This window comes from Verrucosispora sp. ts21 (assembly GCF_002879555.1).
Classification (GTDB): domain Bacteria; phylum Actinomycetota; class Actinomycetes; order Mycobacteriales; family Micromonosporaceae; genus Micromonospora; species Micromonospora gifhornensis.
On the sequence record NZ_PNOZ01000074.1, the window covers coordinates 1 to 19,946 of the forward strand.

Annotated in this window: 21 protein-coding genes; 12 read left to right on the plus strand and 9 right to left on the minus strand. The window is 72.0% G+C overall.

Annotation, left to right across the window (positions count from 1 at the left end; all coding sequences use genetic code 11):
• Positions 1-225: 225 nt before the first annotated feature.
• Positions 226-912, minus strand: coding sequence for an IclR family transcriptional regulator (locus C1A38_RS24790; protein WP_013732051.1), 687 nt, complete (start codon positions 910-912; stop codon positions 226-228).
• Between the two features lie 49 nt (positions 913-961).
• Between C1A38_RS24790 and leuC the strand changes: the two genes are divergently transcribed.
• The 4 genes from leuC to C1A38_RS24810 all read left to right on the plus strand — a co-directional run bounded on the left by leuC (position 962) and on the right by C1A38_RS24810 (position 5,898).
• Entirely contained in the window at positions 962-2,407 is a 1,446-nt protein-coding gene (gene leuC, locus C1A38_RS24795) for a 3-isopropylmalate dehydratase large subunit (protein WP_102660132.1), read from the plus strand.
• A 15-nt stretch (positions 2,408-2,422) separates the two neighbouring features.
• Positions 2,423-3,010, plus strand: a complete 588-nt coding sequence (gene leuD / locus C1A38_RS24800; RefSeq protein WP_102660133.1) for a 3-isopropylmalate dehydratase small subunit — start codon at positions 2,423-2,425, stop codon at positions 3,008-3,010.
• A 173-nt stretch (positions 3,011-3,183) separates the two neighbouring features.
• A complete protein-coding gene (locus C1A38_RS24805) occupies positions 3,184-3,810 on the plus strand; it encodes an HU family DNA-binding protein (protein ID WP_102660134.1) in 627 nt (208 codons plus the stop codon).
• A 126-nt stretch (positions 3,811-3,936) separates the two neighbouring features.
• Positions 3,937-5,898 carry an endonuclease/exonuclease/phosphatase family protein gene (locus C1A38_RS24810; RefSeq protein WP_233197001.1) on the plus strand — a complete coding sequence of 654 codons (1,962 nt, stop codon included), beginning with the start codon at positions 3,937-3,939 and terminating at the stop codon, positions 5,896-5,898.
• Between the two features lie 83 nt (positions 5,899-5,981).
• On the opposite strand, the gene C1A38_RS24815 is transcribed toward C1A38_RS24810, so the two are convergent.
• From C1A38_RS24815 to cofC, 4 genes are read right to left on the minus strand one after another with little or no spacing between them, the layout of a single operon-like run.
• Positions 5,982-6,914, minus strand: a complete 933-nt coding sequence (locus tag C1A38_RS24815; protein WP_233197002.1) for an NUDIX hydrolase — start codon at positions 6,912-6,914, stop codon at positions 5,982-5,984.
• Between the two features lie 24 nt (positions 6,915-6,938).
• The gene (locus C1A38_RS24820; RefSeq protein WP_102660135.1) at positions 6,939-9,143 is read right to left on the minus strand and encodes an RNA degradosome polyphosphate kinase; all 2,205 of its coding nucleotides are present in this window, start codon (positions 9,141-9,143) and stop codon (positions 6,939-6,941) included.
• 53 nt (positions 9,144-9,196) lie between these two features.
• Entirely contained in the window at positions 9,197-9,394 is a 198-nt protein-coding gene (locus C1A38_RS24825) for a cold-shock protein (protein ID WP_199180320.1), read from the minus strand.
• A 37-nt stretch (positions 9,395-9,431) separates the two neighbouring features.
• Positions 9,432-10,061: a 2-phospho-L-lactate guanylyltransferase gene (cofC, locus tag C1A38_RS24830; RefSeq protein WP_102660137.1), complete on the minus strand. Its 630-nt coding sequence runs from the start codon at positions 10,059-10,061 to the stop codon at positions 9,432-9,434.
• Between the two features lie 121 nt (positions 10,062-10,182).
• On the opposite strand from cofC, the gene C1A38_RS24835 reads away from it, so the two are divergent.
• From C1A38_RS24835 to C1A38_RS24855, 5 genes are all read left to right on the plus strand, one after another.
• Positions 10,183-10,917: a lysophospholipid acyltransferase family protein gene (locus C1A38_RS24835; protein ID WP_102660138.1), complete on the plus strand. Its 735-nt coding sequence runs from the start codon at positions 10,183-10,185 to the stop codon at positions 10,915-10,917.
• Positions 10,914-11,912 carry an NAD(P)H-dependent glycerol-3-phosphate dehydrogenase gene (locus tag C1A38_RS24840; protein WP_102660139.1) on the plus strand — a complete coding sequence of 333 codons (999 nt, stop codon included), beginning with the start codon at positions 10,914-10,916 and terminating at the stop codon, positions 11,910-11,912. Before C1A38_RS24835 ends, C1A38_RS24840 begins: the two co-directional genes overlap by 4 nt.
• 4 nt (positions 11,913-11,916) lie before the next feature.
• Complete coding sequence (locus C1A38_RS24845; RefSeq protein WP_102660140.1) at positions 11,917-13,056, plus strand: cystathionine gamma-lyase; 1,140 nt, start codon at positions 11,917-11,919, stop codon at positions 13,054-13,056.
• A complete protein-coding gene (locus C1A38_RS24850) occupies positions 13,057-13,875 on the plus strand; it encodes a putative protein N(5)-glutamine methyltransferase (protein ID WP_102660141.1) in 819 nt (272 codons plus the stop codon).
• An 80-nt stretch (positions 13,876-13,955) separates the two neighbouring features.
• Positions 13,956-15,002, plus strand: coding sequence for an ROK family protein (locus C1A38_RS24855; RefSeq protein WP_102660142.1), 1,047 nt, complete (start codon positions 13,956-13,958; stop codon positions 15,000-15,002).
• 73 nt (positions 15,003-15,075) lie between these two features.
• Here C1A38_RS24855 and C1A38_RS24860 read toward each other — a convergent pair whose 3' ends face one another.
• Together C1A38_RS24860 and C1A38_RS24865 are read right to left on the minus strand one after the other, a co-directional pair.
• The gene (locus C1A38_RS24860) at positions 15,076-15,276 is read right to left on the minus strand and encodes a DUF397 domain-containing protein (RefSeq protein WP_102660143.1); all 201 of its coding nucleotides are present in this window, start codon (positions 15,274-15,276) and stop codon (positions 15,076-15,078) included.
• Positions 15,277-15,279: 3 nt separating this feature from the next.
• Complete coding sequence (locus C1A38_RS24865) at positions 15,280-16,125, minus strand: helix-turn-helix domain-containing protein (protein ID WP_013732064.1); 846 nt, start codon at positions 16,123-16,125, stop codon at positions 15,280-15,282.
• Positions 16,126-16,431: 306 nt separating this feature from the next.
• On the opposite strand from C1A38_RS24865, the gene C1A38_RS24870 reads away from it, so the two are divergent.
• Both C1A38_RS24870 and C1A38_RS24875 read left to right on the plus strand, forming a co-directional pair.
• Positions 16,432-16,668 (plus strand): hypothetical protein, encoded by a 237-nt coding sequence (locus C1A38_RS24870; RefSeq protein ID WP_102660144.1) that lies wholly within the window; start codon positions 16,432-16,434, stop codon positions 16,666-16,668.
• Between the two features lie 148 nt (positions 16,669-16,816).
• The gene (locus C1A38_RS24875; protein ID WP_102660145.1) at positions 16,817-17,923 is read left to right on the plus strand and encodes a D-alanine--D-alanine ligase family protein; all 1,107 of its coding nucleotides are present in this window, start codon (positions 16,817-16,819) and stop codon (positions 17,921-17,923) included.
• 39 nt (positions 17,924-17,962) lie between these two features.
• Here C1A38_RS24875 and C1A38_RS24880 read toward each other — a convergent pair whose 3' ends face one another.
• Entirely contained in the window at positions 17,963-18,577 is a 615-nt protein-coding gene (locus C1A38_RS24880) for a DUF3515 family protein (protein ID WP_233197003.1), read from the minus strand.
• A 9-nt stretch (positions 18,578-18,586) separates the two neighbouring features.
• The gene (locus C1A38_RS24885) at positions 18,587-18,820 is read right to left on the minus strand and encodes an Lrp/AsnC ligand binding domain-containing protein (protein ID WP_013732068.1); all 234 of its coding nucleotides are present in this window, start codon (positions 18,818-18,820) and stop codon (positions 18,587-18,589) included.
• Between the two features lie 97 nt (positions 18,821-18,917).
• On the opposite strand from C1A38_RS24885, the gene C1A38_RS24890 reads away from it, so the two are divergent.
• Positions 18,918-19,883, plus strand: coding sequence for a thiamine-phosphate kinase (locus C1A38_RS24890; RefSeq protein WP_102660147.1), 966 nt, complete (start codon positions 18,918-18,920; stop codon positions 19,881-19,883).
• Positions 19,884-19,946: the final 63 nt, after the last annotated feature.

Below are 19,946 nucleotides of genomic sequence, written 5' to 3' on the forward strand. Positions count from 1 at the left end.
GGTAGCGCCGGTTCGAATCCGGTCGGGGCTACAGGTAACAGTCACGGCTCGTCCCCACCTCGGGACGAGCCGTTTCGCTTCCCCCACCCCACCCCTGCCCACCGCGGACGCCCCCTCCTCCGGCTGAGTTGATCAAGAGGTTTGCGTCTCGAATCGGCTGTTCGTAGACGCAAACCTCTTGATCAACCGGGGTCTGGGTGGGTGGGAGGGGAGGGGGAGGTCGGGTTAGAGGCCGGAGAGGCGTTGGCCGGCTCGGACGACGGCCATGGCGTGGCGTTCGCCGGGGCGGCGGCCGAGGCGTTCGATGGGGCCGGAGATGCTGATGGCGGCGATCACCCGGCCGGTACGGTCGCGGATCGGGGCTGAGACACTGGCCACACCCGGCTCGCGTTCGGCGACGCTCTGCGCCCAGCCTCGGCGGCGTACCTCGGCCAGGGTGCGGCCGGTGAACTTGGACCGGGGCAGCAGCGGCATCACCGCCTCGGGTGGCTCCCAGGCGAGCAGGATCTGGGCCGCCGATCCGGCGGTCATCGGCAGCACCGAGCCGACCGGGACGGTGTCCCGTAGGCCGCTGGCCCGTTCGGCGGCGGCCACACAGATCCGTTCGTCCGCTCTGCGAAGGTAGAGCTGGGCGCTTTCGCCGGTGGCGTCCCGCAATGCGGCAAGCAGCGGCTCGGCCGCGGTCAGCAGCACGTCCGGCGCGGCGTTGGCCAGCTCACCCAGGCGTGGGCCGGGGCGCCACCGCCCCTGGGTGTCCCGGACCAGCATCCGATGGATCTCCAGCGCCTGGGCCAGCCGATGTGCGGTGGCTCGGGGCAGCTTGGTGCGTTCAACGAGTTCGGCCAGGCTGGCGCCGTCGACACAGGCGGCCAGGATGACCACCGCCTTGTCGAGAACGCCGACACCGCTCATACTGTGTCCCACAAGCCGAAATTTACCTCCCAGAATTTAGGATGTCCAGATGGTGGGAGCCACTACTCAGCCGAGAACCTTGGCCGAGAAGGTCTGGGACGCGCATGTCGTCCGGTCTGTCGCGGGAGAGCCCGATCTGCTCTTCATCGACCTGCACCTGCTGCACGAGGTGACCAGCCCGCAGGCGTTCGACGGGCTGCGGCTCGCCGGGCGCCCGGTGCGCCGTACCGACCTCACCCTCGCGACCGAGGACCACAACACCCCGACCGGGTACGCCGATCCCTCGTTCCAGCAGCGCCGTGGTGACCTGCTCACCATCGCCGACCCCACCTCACGTACCCAGATCGAGACGCTGCGCCGCAACTGCGCGGAGTTCGGCGTGAAGCTGCACCCCCTGGGCGACGAGAACCAGGGCATCGTGCACGTTATCGGCCCGCAGCTCGGGCTCACCCAGCCCGGCATGACAATCGTCTGTGGCGACTCGCACACCGCCACCCACGGTGCCTTCGGGGCCCTGGCCTTCGGCATCGGCACCAGTGAGGTCGAGCACGTGCTGGCCACCCAGACGCTGCCGCAGGCCCGGCCGAAGACCATGGCGGTCACCGTCAACGGTCAGCTCAACCCCGGCGTCACCGCCAAGGACCTGGTCCTCGCGCTGATCGCCAAGGTCGGCACCGGTGGCGGTCGCGGGCACATCGTCGAGTACCGCGGTGAGGCCATCCGGGCGCTGTCCATGGAAGGCCGGATGACCATCGCCAACATGTCGATCGAGTGGGGTGCCAAGGCCGGCATGATCGCGCCGGACGAGACCACCTTCGCGTACCTGAAGGGGCGGCCGAACGCCCCCACCGGCGCCGACTGGGACGCGGCGCTCGCCTACTGGCGGACCCTGCCCACCGACGAGGGGGCGACCTTCGACGCCGAGGTGATCCTGGACGCGTCGGAGATCACGCCGTTCGTGACCTGGGGCACCAACCCGGGTCAGGGCGTTCCGCTGGGCGCGACCGTGCCGGACCCGGAGGACTTCACCACGGACGCGGAACGGGCCGCTGCCCGTCGTGCCCTGGAGTACATGGACCTGCGACCGGGCACCCCGCTGCGGGACCTCGCGGTCGACGTGGTCTTCGTCGGCTCCTGCACCAACGGCCGGCTGGAGGACCTGCGGGCCGCCGCGGACGTGCTGCGCGGCCACCGGGTCGCCGAGGGCGTACGCATGATGGTGGTGCCCGGCTCCGCCGCCGTGCGGGAGGCCGCCGAGGCCGAAGGGCTGGACAAGGTCTTCACCGACGCGGGTGCCGAGTGGCGTTTCGCCGGCTGCTCGATGTGCCTGGGCATGAACCCGGACACGCTCTCCCCGGGGCAGCGCTCCGCCTCGACCTCCAACCGGAACTTCGAGGGTCGCCAGGGTCGGGGTGGGCGTACCCACCTGGTCAGTCCGCCGGTCGCCGCCGCGACCGCAGTTGCCGGCCGCCTGGCTGCTCCCGCCGATCTGTAGAAGGGCTTGCGACAGATGGAGAAGTTCACCGTGCACACCGGCACCGCGGTGCCGCTGCGTCGTTCCGACGTGGACACGGATCAGATCATCCCGGCCGTCTACCTGAAGCGGGTGACCCGTACCGGTTTCGCGGACGGGTTGTTCAGCGCGTGGCGCGAGGACCCGGGATTCGTGCTCAACGATCAATCTTATTCCGGAGCATCGATTCTCGTCGCCGGTCCGGAGTTCGGCACCGGATCCTCGCGCGAGCACGCGGTCTGGGCGCTGCGCGACTACGGGTTCCGAGTCGTGATCGCACCCGGCTTCGGTGACATCTTCCGCGGCAACGCTCTTAAGGAAGGGTTGCTTCCGGTAGAGCTGGAATTGAAAGCCGTCGAGGAGATCTGGGGTCTGGTCGAGGCCGACCCCGGCACCGCGATCACCGTGGATCTGGCCACCCGTCAGGTCCAGGCCGGTGCCGCCACGTGGTCGTTCCCGCTCGACGATTTCAGCCGCTGGCGGCTGATGGAGGGCTTGGACGACATTGGACTCACCCTCCGGCACGAGGCCCAGATCAGTGCCTTCGAGACCACCCGGCCGTCCTTCCTGCCCCGGGTCGCATAGCCCGTTCGCCGCGTTCCATCGCCGATTTCGCCCCCACCGGTGCCACCGGTGGGGGCGAATCCGTTACGACACAAGGGCTTTTTTCCACCGAATGTTTGTGTCCCGGCAGCACAGGGCATACCGTGCGCGCAGAATGGCTCGCGTCGAGTCAGTTGCACAATCAGGAGGAAGTCGTGAACAAGGCCGAGCTCATCGAGGCGCTCGCCGTTCGCCTGGGGGACCGGAAAACGGCGACGGCCGCGCTAGACGCGGTCCTCGCTGAGGTCCAGGCGGCGGTCACCAAGGGCGAGAAGGTGGCGATCACCGGATTCGGAGCGTTCGAGAAGCGCGTTCGGGGCGCTCGAACAGCGCGCAACCCGCGTACCGGCGAGGCGGTGAAGGTCAAGAAGACCTCCGTGCCGACCTTCCGCCCCGGCGCCGGGTTCAAGGAGATGGTGGCCAGCGGCAAGGTGCCGAAGGCCACGGCGGCGGCGAAGAAGGCTGCCGCAGCCACCGCCAAGACCACCGGTGCCAAGGCGACCGGTGCGAAGGCGACCACCGCGAAGAAGACCGCCGCCGCCACCAAGACCACGGCGGCCAAGAAGACCACCGCGACGAAGACGACCGCAGCGGCCAAGAAGACGACCGCGGCCAAGACCACGGCGGCCAAGACCACCGCGGCCAAGAAGACCACCACCAAGAAGGCCGCTCCGGCGAAGAAGACCGCCACCAAGAGCACCACGGCGGCCAGCAAGACCACGGCGGCCAAGAAGGCTCCGGCGAAGAAGGCACCGGCCAAGAAGGCGGCAACCCGACGCTGAGCCGGTCGTACGACGAGGGCGCCCACCATGCCGGTGGGCGCCCTTCGCCGTGTCCGGGCCCGATCGCCTTGCAGGCGTTGACCGACGCGCCGTACGGCACCAGAATCGCCGCACACCCTCGGCGAAATGAGAACCGTGCTGCGCCACCGTCACCTCGCCACCGTCACCCTGGCGCTGGGCCTCGTCGTCCTCACCGACGTGCTCCGCGTCTTCCTGCCGTCGGTCATCACCATCTTCGGGCAGGCCGCGTCGACCCCCGCCGAGCTGCTCGGCGCGTTCGCGCTCGGCTGGTTCGTGCTCGCACTCGCCGCACCGGTCCTCGTCGTACGGGTCGGTGCCCGCCCCGTCGGGCTGGTGGCCCTTGTCGTACTGGGTGCTGCCCGACTGGCCCTCACCGCGGTTCCTGGCGGCCGTACGCAGCTCTGGCTGGCCACCGCCGGTCTGCTGGCCGGACTGGTGTGGCTGGCAGCGGCCGCGAGTCAGGTCACGCATCCGGTGCCCGGACTGGTCTACGGACTGACCGCCGGGGCGCTCGGCCACGCGATGTTCGGCACCCACGACCCGGTGTGGTGGGGACGGTGGGAGGCGTGGCTGCCAAGCGTCGCCGTGGTGGCGTTGCTGCTGGTCGCGGCGGTCGCGTCCGCCCGGCAACCAGACGTCGCCGAGCGGGACGGCGACGCGGCGACAATGCCGCCGGCCCGAAGCTGGCTGCTCGCCGGGCCGTCGTTGCTGCTGGGCGGCATGCTCGCGCTGTCACCGGCGGTCGCCAGCACCGCGAATTCGTTCTGGTTCGGCCACGCCGGCACCGCCGAACCGCCCCTGTTCGCCCTGGCACCGCTGACCGGCGCGGTGGCGCTGTTCGTGTTCTGCGCGTTGTTCCCGCCGCCGCAGGGCCGCCTGCGTCTGCTGTTCCCGGTGCTGCTGCTGGCCGGAACGCTGCTGTTCGGGTACGGGCCACCGTCGGCCCTCGGTGTCGCGATGCTGCTCGCCGCAGCCGGTCTCGGTGGCTGCCTGGCCCTCACGACCGTCCAGCGGGGCCCGTCGACCGTTGCCCGGCGCGGGTACGCGGCGATCGGCGGCATGCTGGTCTTCGCCGTCGCGACGGTGCTCTTCTACGCCGCCTACGACATCGGCTACCCCAACGGATGGCTGCCCGTCGTGGTGGCGATGGTGGTGGGTGCCGTCGCGCACGGTGGGCGGCAATCGGCGTCAGGTGCCGCTGTGGCCCCGGTCGACGCCACCACCGAGCTGACGCGGCCGGTGACGGCTGCCCGGCCGGTACGGGCGTTGCTGGCGGCCCTGCTGGCCGCCCTGGTCGCCCTCGTCGCCGCGGTGATGCACGGGCCGTGGTTGACGGCGACCAACCGGCCCGGACCGCCGACGCAGGTACGGCTGGTGGCGTACAACATCCGGATGGGCTTCGGCCTGGACGGGCGGCTCGACCTGGCCGCTCTCGACCGGGCGATCGGGCGGGCCGACGTGGTGCTGCTCAGTGAGGTCGACCGGGGCTGGTTGCTCAACGGCGGCCACGACACCCTGCACCTGCTGGCGACCCGCCTGGAGATGCCGTACGTCTTCGCGCCGGCCGCCGGGGCGCTCTGGGGCGATGCGGTGCTGAGCCGCTGGCCGGTCCGGCAGGCGCAGACCCGCGCGCTACCCGCGGTGGGCGCACCCACCGGTGCGCAGGCCCTCGGCGTCACCGTCGACTTCAGCGACGGCGTGCGGCTGGCGGTGGTGAGCACCCACCTGCAACCTCCACCCGGTACGGATCCGGTGGTGCAGGCCCGAGCGGTCGCCGAGTTCGCCACCGCGTACGCCGACGGCAGGCCGCTGGTGGTCGCCGGTGACTTCAACACCGAGCCGGGCGATCCGGCGTTCACGGCGCTCACCGACGCCGGGCTGGTCGACGCCTTCGCGGCCGTACGCCCGCTGCCCACCAGCCCGGCCGACGACCCGCGCCAGCAGATCGACCACATCTTCGTCTCCCCGGATCTGCCGGCCACCGATCCGGTCGCGATCGCCAGCACCGCCAGCGACCACCTGCCGGTCGCGGTGACCCTCAAGCTGCCACCCGGCGAACGGAATTGACGGCAGGAGGGCGTCGCACGACCCCGGACACCTCTCCGCACAGGGGAGTGGGGCTGCCCGCGCTGGCTTCGGTGCGGGGGCGCTCAGAGACGATCGGCGGCGAGCAGCCGGTCGCCGGTGAAGGCGAGCAGCCAGCCGCCGCCCTTTCCGGTGGCGTAGTCGCCGGGCTGGCCGACGAGCCGTTCCAGCGCGCCGGGGATGACCTTGCCCTGGCTGCAGGCGGCCACCGGCTCACCCTGTGCCGCCAGCGCGGTGAGGGCTGCCGCCGTGGCCAGTGCGCACTCGTCGGTCTGCTGGCCGGCGCGCGGCTCGTCCAGGTCACCGCTGATCTCGATCGGCAGGTCGAGCAGCGCGGCTGCCGGATCGAGGGTCTGCACGCACCGGCGGGGCGAGGCGGCGAGCAGCCGGGTCGGGCGGATCAGCGCGATCAGCGGGGCCAACGCGTGCGCCTGGGACCAGCCTCGGGCGTCCAACGGCCGGCCGGCGTCCGGCCCGGACCAGCCCAGCCGCTCACCGGCGTGGCCGTGCCGGACCAGCAGGATCGCCGCGGTGGCCTGGGGCAGCGCGGCGAAAGCGGCAAGCACCTGGGCGTCATGCGGGTAGCTGACCAGCGCCACCGCGTCGTCCACACTCAGCCAGCGCATGTCGTCGACCTCGGTGCCGGGCTGGAAACCGCCGGTGCCCACCGCCCGCATCGCCCAGTAGTCGACCGTCTTGAGCAGGCCCTCGCTGCGGTACTGCACGCTGGGCAGGCGCACCTGCGGTACCGCCTGGGCGTCGGCCTCCTCGGCGACCTCCCGGGCGGCGGCGAGCAGCGGATGCTCGCCCGGTTCCAGCTTGCCCTTCGGCAACGTCCAGTCCCCGTACCGGGGGCGGTGCACCAGGCACACCTGGACGCTGCCGTCCGGGGCCGGCCGCCACACCACCCCGCCGGCCGCCCGGATCACGGCCACGCCGGCTCCCGGGTGCGGGTCCTGCCGGCGGCCGGCGACCGCCAGGTCCTCCTCGTTGACCATCTGCTCAGCCTATGCCCGCACCGCTCACCCGGCGGTGCTGCCGACCCGACGCAGCAACAGATCCTGCAGGTGGACAAGCGGTGCCGTCGGCGTGCCGCTGCGCCGGGTCCAACTGCCGTCGGCGCTCAACTCGAACGCGTCCACGTCCGGGCTCATCGCGGCCTGGAGCACGTGGTCCAGTTCGGCGCGGGCCACCGGGTCGCTGACCTGGACCAGTGCCTCGACCCGTCGGTCCAGGTTGCGGTGCATCATGTCGGCCGACCCGATCCAGAACTCGGCGTCGCCGTTGTTGCCGAAGCGGAAGATCCGGGAGTGTTCCAGGAAACGGCCGAGGATGGAGCGGACCCGGATGTTGTCCGAGAGCCCGGGTACGCCGGGACGCAGCGTGCACATCCCCCGGATGATCAGGTCGACGTGTACGCCCGCCCGGGAGGCCCGGTACAGGGCGTCGGTGACGGCCTCGTCGACCAGCGAGTTGACCTTGAACTGCACCAACCCGGGCATGCCGAGCCGGACCTGGGTGATCTCCCGTTCGATCCGCTCGATCAGGCCGCCCCGGACGCCCTGCGGGGCCACCAGCAGTCGCCGGTACGCGGTCTGCCGGCTGTAGCCGGTGAGCACGTTGAACAGGTCGGTCAGGTCGGCGCCGATCTCCGGGTCGGCGGTGAGCATGCCGAAGTCCTCGTAGAGGCGGGCCGTCTTGGGGTGGTAGTTGCCGGTGCCGATGTGGCAGTAGCGGCGGATCTGGTTGCCCTCCTGGCGTACCACCAGGGCGGTCTTGCAGTGCGTCTTGAGACCGACCAGCCCGTAGACCACGTGGCATCCGGCGCGTTCCAGCGTGCGGGCCCAGCCGATGTTGGCCACCTCGTCGAAGCGGGCCTTCAACTCGACGAGCACCACCACCTGCTTGCCGGCCGCGGCGGCCTCGACCAGCGCGTCCACGATCGGAGAGTCGCCGCTGGTGCGGTACAGCGTCTGCTTGATGGCCAGCACGTGCGGGTCGGCGGCGGCCTGCTCGATGAAGCGCTGCACGCTTGTGGCGAACGAGTGGTACGGGTGGTGCACCAGCACGTCCCCGTCGCGCAGGGTGGCGAAGACGCTGCGCGGCACCTCACCCTCGGCCAGTCGGGGATGGGTGGCCGGCACGAAGGGCGGATCCTTCAGGTCCGGCCGGTCCGCCTCGCCGTAGAGCTGCCACAGCGCGGACAGGTCGAGCAGCCCCCGGACCCGCAGCACGTCCTGGGCGTCCATGTCCAGTTCGCGGACCAGCAACTCCAGCATGTGGTCGGAGATCGACGCGGCGACCTCCAGCCGGACCGGAGGACCGAACCGCCGCCGGGCCAGTTCCCGTTCGAGGGCCTGGAGCAGGTCCTCGTCGCGGTCCTCGTCGACCTCCACCTCGGCGTTGCGGGTGACCCGGAACAGGTGGCACTCCACCACCTGCATGCCGGAGAAGAGTTGACCGAGGTGGACCGCGATGAGGTCCTCCAGCGGCAGCATCCGTACGCCGGGCTGGTCCCGGTCGACCCGGACGAACCGGGGCACGTTGTTGGGCACCTTGACCCGGGCGAAGAGTTCGGCCCCACCGTCCGGGTCGCGGACCGACACGGCCAGGTTCAGCGACCGGCCCGAGATGTACGGAAAGGGATGCGCCGGGTCGACCGCCAGCGGGGTGAGCACCGGGAAGATCTGCTCGCGGAAGTAGCTGCGCAGCCGGTCCCGTTCGCTGTCGCCGAGGTCGGACCAGCGCAGCACCCGGATGCCCTCCGCCGCCAGCTTCGGCGACACGTCGTCGATGAAGCAGGCGGCGTGCCGCGCGACCAGGTCGGCCGCCTTCGCGGCGACCAGTTCGAGTTGGGTACGCAGGGGCAACCCGTCGCCGCCGCGTACCGGCAGGCCGGCGGTGAGCCGCCGTTTCAGCCCGGCGACCCGCACCATGTAGAACTCGTCGAGGTTGCTGGCGAAGATGGCGAGGAACTTGGCCCGCTCCAGCAGTGGCGTGCGGTGGTCCTCGGCCAGCGCCAGGACCCGGGCGTTGAAGTCGAGCCAGGACAGCTCCCGGTTGAGGAACCGGTCCTCCGGCAGCGGCCGGTCGACCGAGGTCTCCCGGTCGGCGGGTTCGGGCAGGCCCGCCTCGGCGACCGGGTCCAGCACCTCCTCCAGCCCGGCGGAGGAGGCGGCCGGGTCGGTGCCGGCGGGGTGGTCCGGGCGTTCGCGAGGGGTGCTCACCCGCCCATAATCACCCGACCAGGGTTAACACAAATTGAACTTGAGCTGGGATGTCAGGGCATCGTCGGCAACGTCACCCGTACGACGTCACCGCCGGCGTCGGTCTCCACCCGGACCCGCTGCCCCAGCCGGAGCAGCCGCAGCCCGGAGGCGTCGAAGGCGCGGGCGGGGAAGGGCAACTCGGTGCCGTCGTCGAGCAGCAGCAGTCCGCTGCGGGTCGCCGCGTCGAAGGTCGCCACCGTGCCCTGCATGCCCAGCACCGTACACGGGACGCGGCTCGGCCGGGGTTCAGCCGGTCAGGCAGCCGGCGGCCAGCGCGGCGGTGCGCGGGCCGAGCCCGAGCCGGGCCGCGGCCAGCAGGTCCTCGGCGGTGTCCACATCCCGACGCAGGCTGGGCCAGTCACCGGCCAACGCGCGGGCACCGCTGGCCGTGTGTGCCGTGGCCGAGTCGGGTCCGAACCGGGGATCCAGGGGTACGCCGGGAGGTGCGGCGAGCAGCACCGTACCGCTGCCGGGGGCGTCGCTGACGAAGGACCGTACGCCTGCCGGGGTCTTGCGGGCCTCGGCCAGCGCGGCGGCCAGTTCGGCCGGGCGCAGGGCGGGCAGGTCGGCGGTGAGCCCCGCCACCCACCCGGCGGCTCCGGTCGCACCGTGCCGGAACGCGGCGTTCAGGCCGGCGTCCGGGGCGTCGGGCAGCACCTGGGCGCCGGCCAGCCGGGCCAGCGCGCTCACCCGGGGATCGTCGGTGACCACCCGGATGTGCACCAGCGGCGAACAGGCACCCACCGCGGCCAACGTGTCGGCGGCCAGCGCCAGCGCCAACTCCTCGTGCGGCACGCCGGGCAGCCCGCCGCGCAGCCGGGTCTTCGCGGCGGTCAGACGCTTGACCGGTACCACCACGGTCCATGGCTGACTCACACTGTCATCCTGCCAGCCGGCGTCGGTACCCTCACTGGCCGTACCAGGGGCGAGCAGGCATGATTTCGGCTGCGGGTGTCACCGGTTCCTCCGGTGGACGGGGCGGGCACGAGGAGGCACGGTGGGTCGGCGCAGGCTGGGGTTCTGGCAATGGTTGGCCGTGGTGCTGGTCAAGCCGGTGATGACGATCTGGACCCGGCGCACCTGGCGGGGGATGGAGCACCTCGGCACCGAGGGCCCGATGATCATCGTGGCGAACCACATGTCGCACGCCGACCCGCTGGTCGCCGCCCATTTCATCTACGACTCCGGCCGTTGGCCGCAGTTCCTGGGCAAGGCGAGCGTGTTCAAGGTTCCGGTGATCGGCTGGATCCTGCACCGGTGCAAGCAGATCCCCGTCGAGCGGGGGACGGTCGACGCGGCCAAGTCGCTGGACGCCCTGATCAAGGCGCTCGGCGAGGGTGATGCCGTGATCATCTACCCGGAGGGCACCATCACCCGGGAACCGGACCTGTGGCCGATGAAGGGCAAGACCGGGGCGGCCCGACTGGCGTTGGCGACCGGCGCCCCGGTGGTGCCGGTGGTGATGTGGGGGCCGGAGCGCATCTTCGACCCGCGCCGCTCCCGGCTCAACCCACGGCCCCGGATCCCGGTGACCGTGGTGGCCGGGCCACCGATCGACCTGAGCCAGTGGACCGGTGCCGCCCCCAGCCGCGCGGTGCTGGAGGAGATGACCGATGTGATCATGCTGCGGCTGCGGGACATGCTCGCCGAGATCCGGGGCGGCACCCCGCCGCCGCTGTGGCAGCGCAATGGTCGGGCCAACGTCGAGCAGCGTCCGGAGGCGACGGCGTGAGTGGGCACGTGGCGGTGCTGGGCGCCGGGTCCTGGGGTACGGCGTTCGCGAAGATCCTGGCCGACGCCGGGCGGGAGGTCACCATCTGGGCCCGGCGGCAGCCGATCGCCGACGTCATCCGCACCGAGCGACGCAACCCGGAGTACCTGCCCGGAGTGGTGCTGCCGGAGCGGGTCACCGGCACCGGCGACGCCGCCGAGGCGATCAAGGGCGCCGAGATGGTGGTGCTGGCGGTGCCGTCGCAGACGCTGCGGGGCAACCTCGCCGAGTGGGTCTCGCACCTGCACGCCGACGCCACGCTGGTCTCGCTGATGAAGGGCATCGAGCTCGGTACCACCAAGCGGATGAGCGAGGTGATCGTGGAGACCGCGCAGGTGGCCGCGGACCGGGTGGTGGTCGTCTCCGGCCCCAACCTGGCACCGGAGATCGCCGCCGAGCAGCCGGCCGCCACCGTGGTCGCCTGCACCGACGTCGACCGGGCCACCCTGGTGCAGCGCTCCATCACCACGCCGTACTTCCGGCCGTACACCAACGACGACGTGGTCGGCTGTGAGCTGGGCGGCGCGGTGAAGAACGTGATCGCCCTGGCGTACGGCATCGCCACCGCGATGGGCTTCGGTCACAACACGCGGGCCATGCTTGTCACCCGAGGGCTGGCCGAGACCGCCCGGCTCGGGGTGGCGCTGGGCGCGGACCCGCTCACCTTCGCCGGGCTGGCCGGCATGGGTGACCTGGTGGCCTCCTGCTCGTCGCCGTCGGCGCGTAACCGCACCTTCGGTGAGCACCTGGGCCGGGGCGCCACCCTGGAGGAGGCGCGGGTGGCCACCCGGCAGACCGCCGAGGGGGTCAAGAGCGCGTTGGCCATCCGCGACCTGGCCCGCGCGCACGGCGTGGAGATGCCGATCACCGAGCAGGTCGAGCTGGTCTGCCACGAGGGCGTCGACCCGCGGGTCGCGGTACGCGCCCTGATGAGCCGCACCACGAAGCCGGAGTGAGCCGATGAGCGAGGACGAGGTACCCCAGCGGCTTCCGGCCGGCGGTGACGGCACCCGGTGCGTGCACGCCGGCCTGCCCGCCCCGGCACCGGGGCAGCCATTCCTGCCGGGGCCGGTCTTCGCCGCGCCGTACCATCTCGATCCCCGACACGGGCCGGAGGCGGCGCCGAACGGGTACGGACGCCCGGACAACCCCACCCGGCGGTTGCTGGAGGCGGCGATCGGCGAGCTGGAGGGCGGCGAGTGTCGGGTCTTCGCCAGCGGCCAGGCGGCCATCACCGGGCTGCTGCTGGGGCTGCTGCGCGCCGGTGACACGGTGGTGCTGCCCGCCGACGGATACTTCCCGGTCCGCACGTTCGCCACCGACACACTCGCCGGCAACGGGGTACGGGTGCTGCTGGCACCGACCGCCGGGCCGTACCCGTCCTTCGACGGGGTACGCCTGGTGCTTGTGGAGACGCCGGCCAACCCGGGACTCGACGTGGTGGACCTGCCCGCGCTGGCCGAGCAGGTGCACGCCGCCGGTGCCCTGCTGGCGGTCGACAACACCACCGCGACCCCGCTCGGGCAGCGCCCGTTGGACCTCGGCGCGGACCTGGTGGTCGCCTCCGGCACCAAGGCCCTGACCGGGCACTCCGACCTGCTGCTGGGCTACCTGGCCACCCGCTCATCGGAGCTGCTGGAACGGCTCACCGCCTGGCGGACCACCACCGGGGCGGTGCCCGGCGCGTTCGACGCCTGGCTGGCACACCGCTCGCTGGCCACCCTCGACCTGCGCCTGGCCCGGCAGAGCGCCAACGCCGAGGCCCTCGCCCGGCTGCTGGCCGACCGCACCGACGTGACCGGGCTGCGCTGGCCGGGCCTGCCGGACGATCCGGCCTACCCGGTCGCCTCGCGTCAGCTGCGCCGGATGCCGGGGGTGCTCTCCTTCGACCTGGGCGACGCCGAACGAGTCGCCCGGTTCCTCGACGCGGCCCGGCTGGTCTCGGCGGCCACCTCCTTCGGCGGCCTGCACACCACCGCCGACCGGCGCGCCCAGTGGGGTGACGACACCGCCGCCGGCTTCGTCCGACTCTCCTGCGGTGTGGAGGACACGGTGGACCTGACCGCCGACGTGTCGGCCGCGTTGGATGCCAGCGCCTAGATGATCGCCGTCTCCTCGGCGGTACGGGCCGCCACGGTCGACCGGCTACGCCGGGCCGGCTGTGTCTGGGCCGAGGACGAGGCCCGGTTGCTGGTGGAGGCGGCCGACGACCCGGGGAGGCTCGCCGCCCTGGTCGATCGGCGGGTGGCCGGGGAGCCGCTGGAGTACCTGCTCGGCTGGGCGGAGTTCTGCGGCGAGCGGATCACCGTCGTACCCGGCGTCTTCGTGCCGAGGGCGCGGACCGCGGCGCTCGTCGCGGCGGCCGAGGCGGTGGCCGGGCCGGCGGCGAGGGTGGTCGAGCTGTGTTGCGGCTCGGGCGCGCTCAGCCGGGCGCTGGCGCGTCGACTCCACGCCCCGCGGCTGCTGGCTGCGGTGGACGTGGACCCGACCGCGGTGGCCTGTGCCCGAGGCAACCTCGCCGAACTGGCCGTGCCGGTACTCGTCGGTGACCTGTTCGACGCGCTGCCGGCGACCTGGCGCGGCACCCTGGACCTGGTGGTGGCGAACGCGCCGTACGTGCCGACGGCGGCGTTGGACCTGCTGCCGGCCGAGTCGCGCCGGTACGAGGCGTTGGTGGCGCTCGATGGCGGCCCGGACGGGTTGGCGGTGCTGCGCCGGCTCGCCGCCGAGGCGACGAGTTGGCTCGCCCCCGGCGGGCACCTGGTGGTGGAGGTCGGCAAGTCGCAGGTCGACCTGCTCGCTTCGGTGCTGGCGGAGGCGGGGCTGCTGCCGTCGACGTGGCGTGACGAGTCCCTGGCGGCCACCGCCATGACGGCCCGACGGCCGGTCGGCATGGCGGGGCAGGGGAGCGAGAACTAGCCTCACGACTCGTACGCCATGACGTGACACCAGTGACACGCGGAGTATTCCGATCGAAACGGGTGGGAGGCGGTTGACCGGTGGCTGACACAACTGTGGTCGTGGGCATCGACAACGGCGGTACGAGCAACAACGCCACGGTGCTCACGCTCGATGGACGCTTCCTGGTCGACCAGCTCGTGGAGACCCCCAGCGAGGTACGCGCCGGTCCGCAGGCCGCTGTCGAGGCGATGGCCCGCTCCCTCGACGGTGTCCTGGCCCTGACCGGGCTGTCCCGCGACCAGGTGAGCGCCGTCGGGCTGGACACGCCCGGTCCGGCCAGCGCCACCGGGGTGATCTCGTCGAAGGGGTCGACGAACTTCTCCCAGCCGGCCTGGCGCGGCCACGACATCCGGGGTGCCCTGGAACGTCGGCTCGGGCTGCCGGTGATCTATCACAACGACGGCAACGCCGCCGCGCTCTACGCCCATCACGTCCACTTCGGAGTCGACGCGATGCACCGGTCGTCGGTGTCGGCGATCGTCGGCACCGGGCTGGGCGGTGGGCTGGTCGAGTACGGACGGGTGATCGCCGGCGCGGCGGGGATGGCCGGTGAGCTGGGGCACGTGCACGTCCCGCTGACCGACGTGCTCGCACCGGGGCAGCCGGTGCCGGTCTGCGCCTGCGGCTTCGCCGGGGACGTGGAATCCGTCGCCTCGCTGACCGCGATCGAGCGCAACCTGCTGCCGTACTGGCTCACCCGGTTTCCGGACCATCCGCTGGCCGGTGAGCCGCCGGCCCGGGCGGCGAAGCTGGTGCGCGGCTACGGCGAGCGGGGCGACGAGATGGCCCGGGAGATCTTCGCCCAGCAGGCCCGAGCCCTCGGGGCGTTGTTCACCATCGCGGCCAACTTCACCGATCCGCACGCCTACTTCGTGGGCGGTGGGGTGGTGGAGACCGTCCCCGAGTTCCGTGACTGGTTCCTGGCGACCGTACGCGAGCACACCGTGCTGCGGGACGAGCAGGCCGCGTCGGCCACCTTCGCGCTGGTGCCGGAGCGGGACATGGCCGGCGCTCGGGGTGCCGCCCTCGCCGCCCTGGCGGCGGCCCGTGAACTGCCGGTGCCGCCGCCGCTTGTCGGCCACTGATCGCTCGGGTGGGCTGACCGGGCCGGTGGTGCCCTTACCGGCCCGGTCAGCGGCTCATGGGTTCACCCGTGGATCAGCGCAGCGGCGGTGCCTCGGCGAAGGCGGTCCAGGCCGACGGCGCGAAGAGCAGCAGCGGGCCGTCCGGGTCCTTGGAGTCGCGTACCGCCACCGTGCCGGGTACGACCGCCACCTCCACGCAGGCGCCCTCGTCGCCGCTGTGGCTGCTCTTGCGCCATCCGGCCACCGCCGGGGTGGCGTTGGTCGTCGGTGTCATCGTCTACCGTCCCTTCAGGATCTTGATCAATGCGTCGCGGCTGGCCGACGGGCTGAGCGCGACAGTCCGCAGATGTTCCATGATCTTGGTGCAGGTTCGCAGGTCGCCGGGCCGGTCGAGGACCATCTGCCCGGCGACCGTCTCCACCGAGGCGATGATCGGGTCCTCCGGGTCGGCGAATTCGAGGATGTGCAGCGAGCCCCGCGTGCCCCGGTGGTAACCGGCGGCCAACGGGATCAGCTGCACGGTGATGTTCGGCAGCTCGCTCATCTTGAGCAGGTGCCGCAGTTGGCCCTGCATCGCGGCCTCGTCGCCGACCGGGCGCAGGAGCGCGGCCTCGTCGAGGATCGCGTCGAAGATCGGTGGGTCGTCACCGGTGAGTCGTTGCTGGCGGTCCAGTCGCAGGTGGACCCGCTCCTCGACGTCGTTGTCGCTGAGCGTGTGCGGGCCGCCCCGCATCACGCCCCGGATGTAGTCGGCGGTCTGCAACAACCCCGGCACCACCGACGGTTCGAAGTTGGCGATGCCGGTGGCCTCGGCCTCCAACGCGATGAAGTCGATGGTGCGTCGGTCGAGCAGGTACGAATAGGACACCCACCAGCCGGGCTTGCGCGCGTCCTTGGCCAACGCGACAGCCGCCGCGACGTCGTCCGCTCCCACCCCGTAGAGGGTGAGCAGCGCGCGTACGGTCGCCGGGCTGACAAGCGTCTGCGCGTTCTCGTAGCGGGACAGCGTGCTGCGGGTGCTGTTGATCTCGTCGGCTGCGGCCTCCAGGGTGAGGCCGGCGGCCTCACGGTGCTGGCGCAGGGCGATGCCGAGTCGTCGGGCGCGGGCGGTCTTCGGTGCCATGCATCGATGGTCGCATGTATTCGGGATCGTGTACATGAGAAAACGTAAGTGGGAGTTGCATTCATGGCGGTGAAGGTGTCAGGCTGTCATCACGTCCTCACCGCCGGTTGTCGTGGCGACGGTGGCGGTGAGCGACCGGAGGGGATGGGGCGCGCGGCGGTCGGGTTATTCCCCCGTACCCGGCCGCCGCGTGCCGCGCCACGAGCCTTTGAGTCGGCACCGGAGGGAGAGCGACGTGCGTAGATACTGTCCGGCAGTCTCGCGGCCGCTACGACGGGCCCGACCGGCGGTGGGCGGCGCGCGGCGATGACCCGATTCCTGGTGGTGCTGACCGACGTGCGCCCCTGCGAGGGCGGTGCTCGCAACGAGCGCATCGCTCCCGAACGTCGCCGCCAGGTGGTCGGCGCGAGCAGCCGTGAGGCGGCCGAGCGGATCGCGGGCGCATTCATGGCCCTGGGCATGGTGCGAGCCGGTCGGCAGCGCGTCAAGGTGATCGCGATCGGCCGGCGGCACGCGTTCGGCGAGCGGCAACTGGCCGGCTGACGCACCCGTCTGGTCACGTACGGTATAGGGCTTCTTGACCGATTGCGCCCGCCTTACGGTCTCGTGGGGTATCGACTTCCCGATCTCGCCACGCACAGTAAGGTCATCCGGGAGAGCGCCAGCAGTGCGTCCCGGAAAGGTGACCGCAGTGACCACCCCAGGCAAGACCCGCGTGGCGATCGTCTTCGGCGGCCGCAGCCCGGAACATGGCATCTCCTGTGTGAGCGCCGGCAGCGTGCTCGGTGCGCTCGACCCCGACGAGTTCGAGGTGGTGCCGGTCGGCATCACCCGCGCGGGTCAGTGGGTGCTGACCAGCGGCGACCCGACCGAGTTGGCGATCAACTCGCGCCGGCTGCCGGAGATCACCGCCGAGTCGGGGGCCGACATCGTGCTGCGAGCCGACCCGACCGGCAGCGGCCTGCTGGTGCTCGACCCCACCGAAGGGCCTCGGGCACTTGCCAACGTGGACGTGGTCTTCCCGGTGCTGCACGGCGCCTACGGCGAGGACGGCACCATCCAGGGCATGCTGGAGATGGCGGGCATCCCGTACGTGGGGGCGAAGGTGTTCGCCTCGGCCGCCGCCATGGACAAGGAATTCACCAAGAAGATCTGTGCCGCCGAGGGCATCCCGATCGGCCCGTACGCCGTGCTGCGTAGTGGCATGACGTTGAGCGAGGAGGACAAGCAGCGCCTCGGCCTGCCGGTCTTCGTCAAGCCCTCGCGGGCCGGATCGTCGTTCGGTGTCAGCAAGGTCAGCGACTGGGCCGACCTGGAGGCCGCGATCGCCATCGCCCGGGAGATCGACAGCAAGGTGCTGGTCGAGGGCGCGATCATCGGCCGGGAGATCGAGTGCGGCGTGCTGGAAGGCGAGGCCGGCGGCACGCCCGAGGCGTCCGTGCTGGCCGAGGTGCGGGTGGTCGGCGACTACGACTTCTACGACTTCGAGGCCAAGTACATCGACGCGGAGTCGGCCTGCGAGTACGACGTCCCGGCCGACCTGCCCGAGCGGGTCGCCCGGCAGGTGCGTGATTACGCCGTACGGGCCTTCACCGCGCTGGACTGCGCCGGACTGGCCCGGGCCGACTTCTTCGTCACCTCGGAACTGGACGTCTACCTCAACGAGATCAACACGATGCCGGGCTTCACCCCGACGTCGATGTTTCCCCGGATGTGGGCGGCCTCCGGGCTGGAGTACCCGAAGCTTGTCGACCGGCTCATCCGTACCGCCCTGACCCGGGGCACCGGCCAGTACTGATCGGCCTGGCCCGGCCGACGCCGACCGCGGGCGGCCGGGTCAGGAGGTGCAACCGGACGGGACCGGGCCCGCCGAGGGGACCGAGGCGACGACCGTGGTGGCGATCGGGGCGGCCCACTGCAACGCCTCGCCGTAGAAGTGCGGCACCCGTACGGTCACCGCGGTCTCCCGGTCGAGCGTGGTCAGCACCGTGGCGTCCGCCTCCTCCACCCCGTGCCAGCACACCGCGTTGACCAGGTAGATGTGGTCGGTGGGTGCCACCTCGGGCTCGGACCCGCCGCAGGCCACCGTCAGGGCCGGATCGCCGTACGCGGCGTTCTGCTCCGGCCCGGCGCTCACCGGCCGCTGCGGCAGGTCGCGGATCGAGGCGGGCAGCTGCGACAGCAGGGCGCGGCAGACGGTCGCCGGCCGCTCGGCCAGCGCCGGGGCGGCCATCTCGACCGGCGCGGTGGACTGCGGCCGAGGCGCGCTCGGCGAGGGCTCCGGCGTGGCGGTCGAGCCGTCCGGGGCGAGATTGACGAAGGCCAGGGTGCCTACCAGGAGAGCCACCGGCAGCGCCACGGCCGTGGCGACCAGCGCGGCGGTGCGGCTGGTCCGGTCGGCTGCCGGTGCGGCGTCCTTCGCACGCCGGGTCTCGCCGGGGGATTCGGAAATCCTGGACACTTACAACCGCACCACCGAACACGTGAGTGTGCGGGTGATGCCGGGCACCATCTGCACGTTGCTGACGATAAGTTTGCCGAGCTCGTCGACGGTGTTCGCCTCGGTGAGCACGACCACGTCGTACGGCCCGGTCACCGCGTCGACCCGGACCACGCCGGGGAGATCCGCGATGAGACCGGCCACGTCACGCGCCCGGCCGACCTCTGTCTGGATGAGGATGTACGCCTGTACCACGACTCGACCTCCCTCCGTCGCCGCCTGCCAGACGGCCTGAAGGGAGAAAGTACCTTACGGACCAGGTGTGATCCCTATCGGTGGTCAAGGAGAAGCGGTGAGCGAGCGGGGCGACAGCGGCGCTGTGGACGTCGCACAGGTCGGGGAGTTCGGCCTGATCGACCGGGTCACCGCCCGGTTGTCGTACGGATCGACGGTGCTGCTCGGCCCCGGCGACGACGCGGCGGTGGTCACCGCGCCGGACGCCCGGGTGGTCGCCTCGACCGACGTTCTGGTGGACGGGCGGCACTTCCGCCGGGACTGGGCCGGGGCGCACGACATCGGCCGCCGGGCGGCGGCGGCGAACCTCGCCGACGTGGCGGCCATGGGCGCCGAGCCGACGGCCCTGCTGGTGGCGCTCTGCGTGCCGGCCGACGTGGATACCGGCTGGGTCGAGCAGCTCGCCGACGGGCTCGGTGCCGAGGCGGCGAGCGTGGGCGCCAGCGTGGTCGGCGGCGACATGTCGGCCAGCCCCACCCTGACCATCGCGGTCACCGCCCTGGGCGACCTGGCCGGCCGGTCGCCGGTCACCCGGTCCGGTGCCCGATCGGGCGACCTGGTGGCCCTGGCCGGGCGTACCGGTTACGCGGCGGCCGGGTTCACCGTGCTGTCCCGCGGCTTCCGGACGCCCCGGCTGCTGGTCGAGGCGTACCGGCGGCCGGAGGTGCCCTACGCGGCTGGTCCGGCGGCCGCCCGGCTCGGCGCCACCGCCATGATCGATGTCTCGGACGGGTTGCTCGCCGACCTGGGACACGTGGCGAAGGCCAGCGGGGTCGCCGTCGACCTGCGCCGGGACGCCTTCGAGGTGCCGCCGCAGATGCGGGACGCGGCGCAGGCGCTCGGTGTCGACCCGTACGCCTGGCTGCTGGCCGGTGGCGACGACCATGCGCTGGTCGCGACCTTCCCGTCCGCGACGGTGCTGCCTGACGGGTGGCGCGAGATCGGCCGGGTCGCCGAGGGCCGGGGCGTGACGGTGGACGGCGCGCCGTTCGACGGCCCGAGTGGCTGGGACCATTTTCGCTGAGTGAGTGATCGGTCACTGCCGAACGCTGTCCGCCCAGGTCGGCGGCGGTGACGGGCCGCTTCG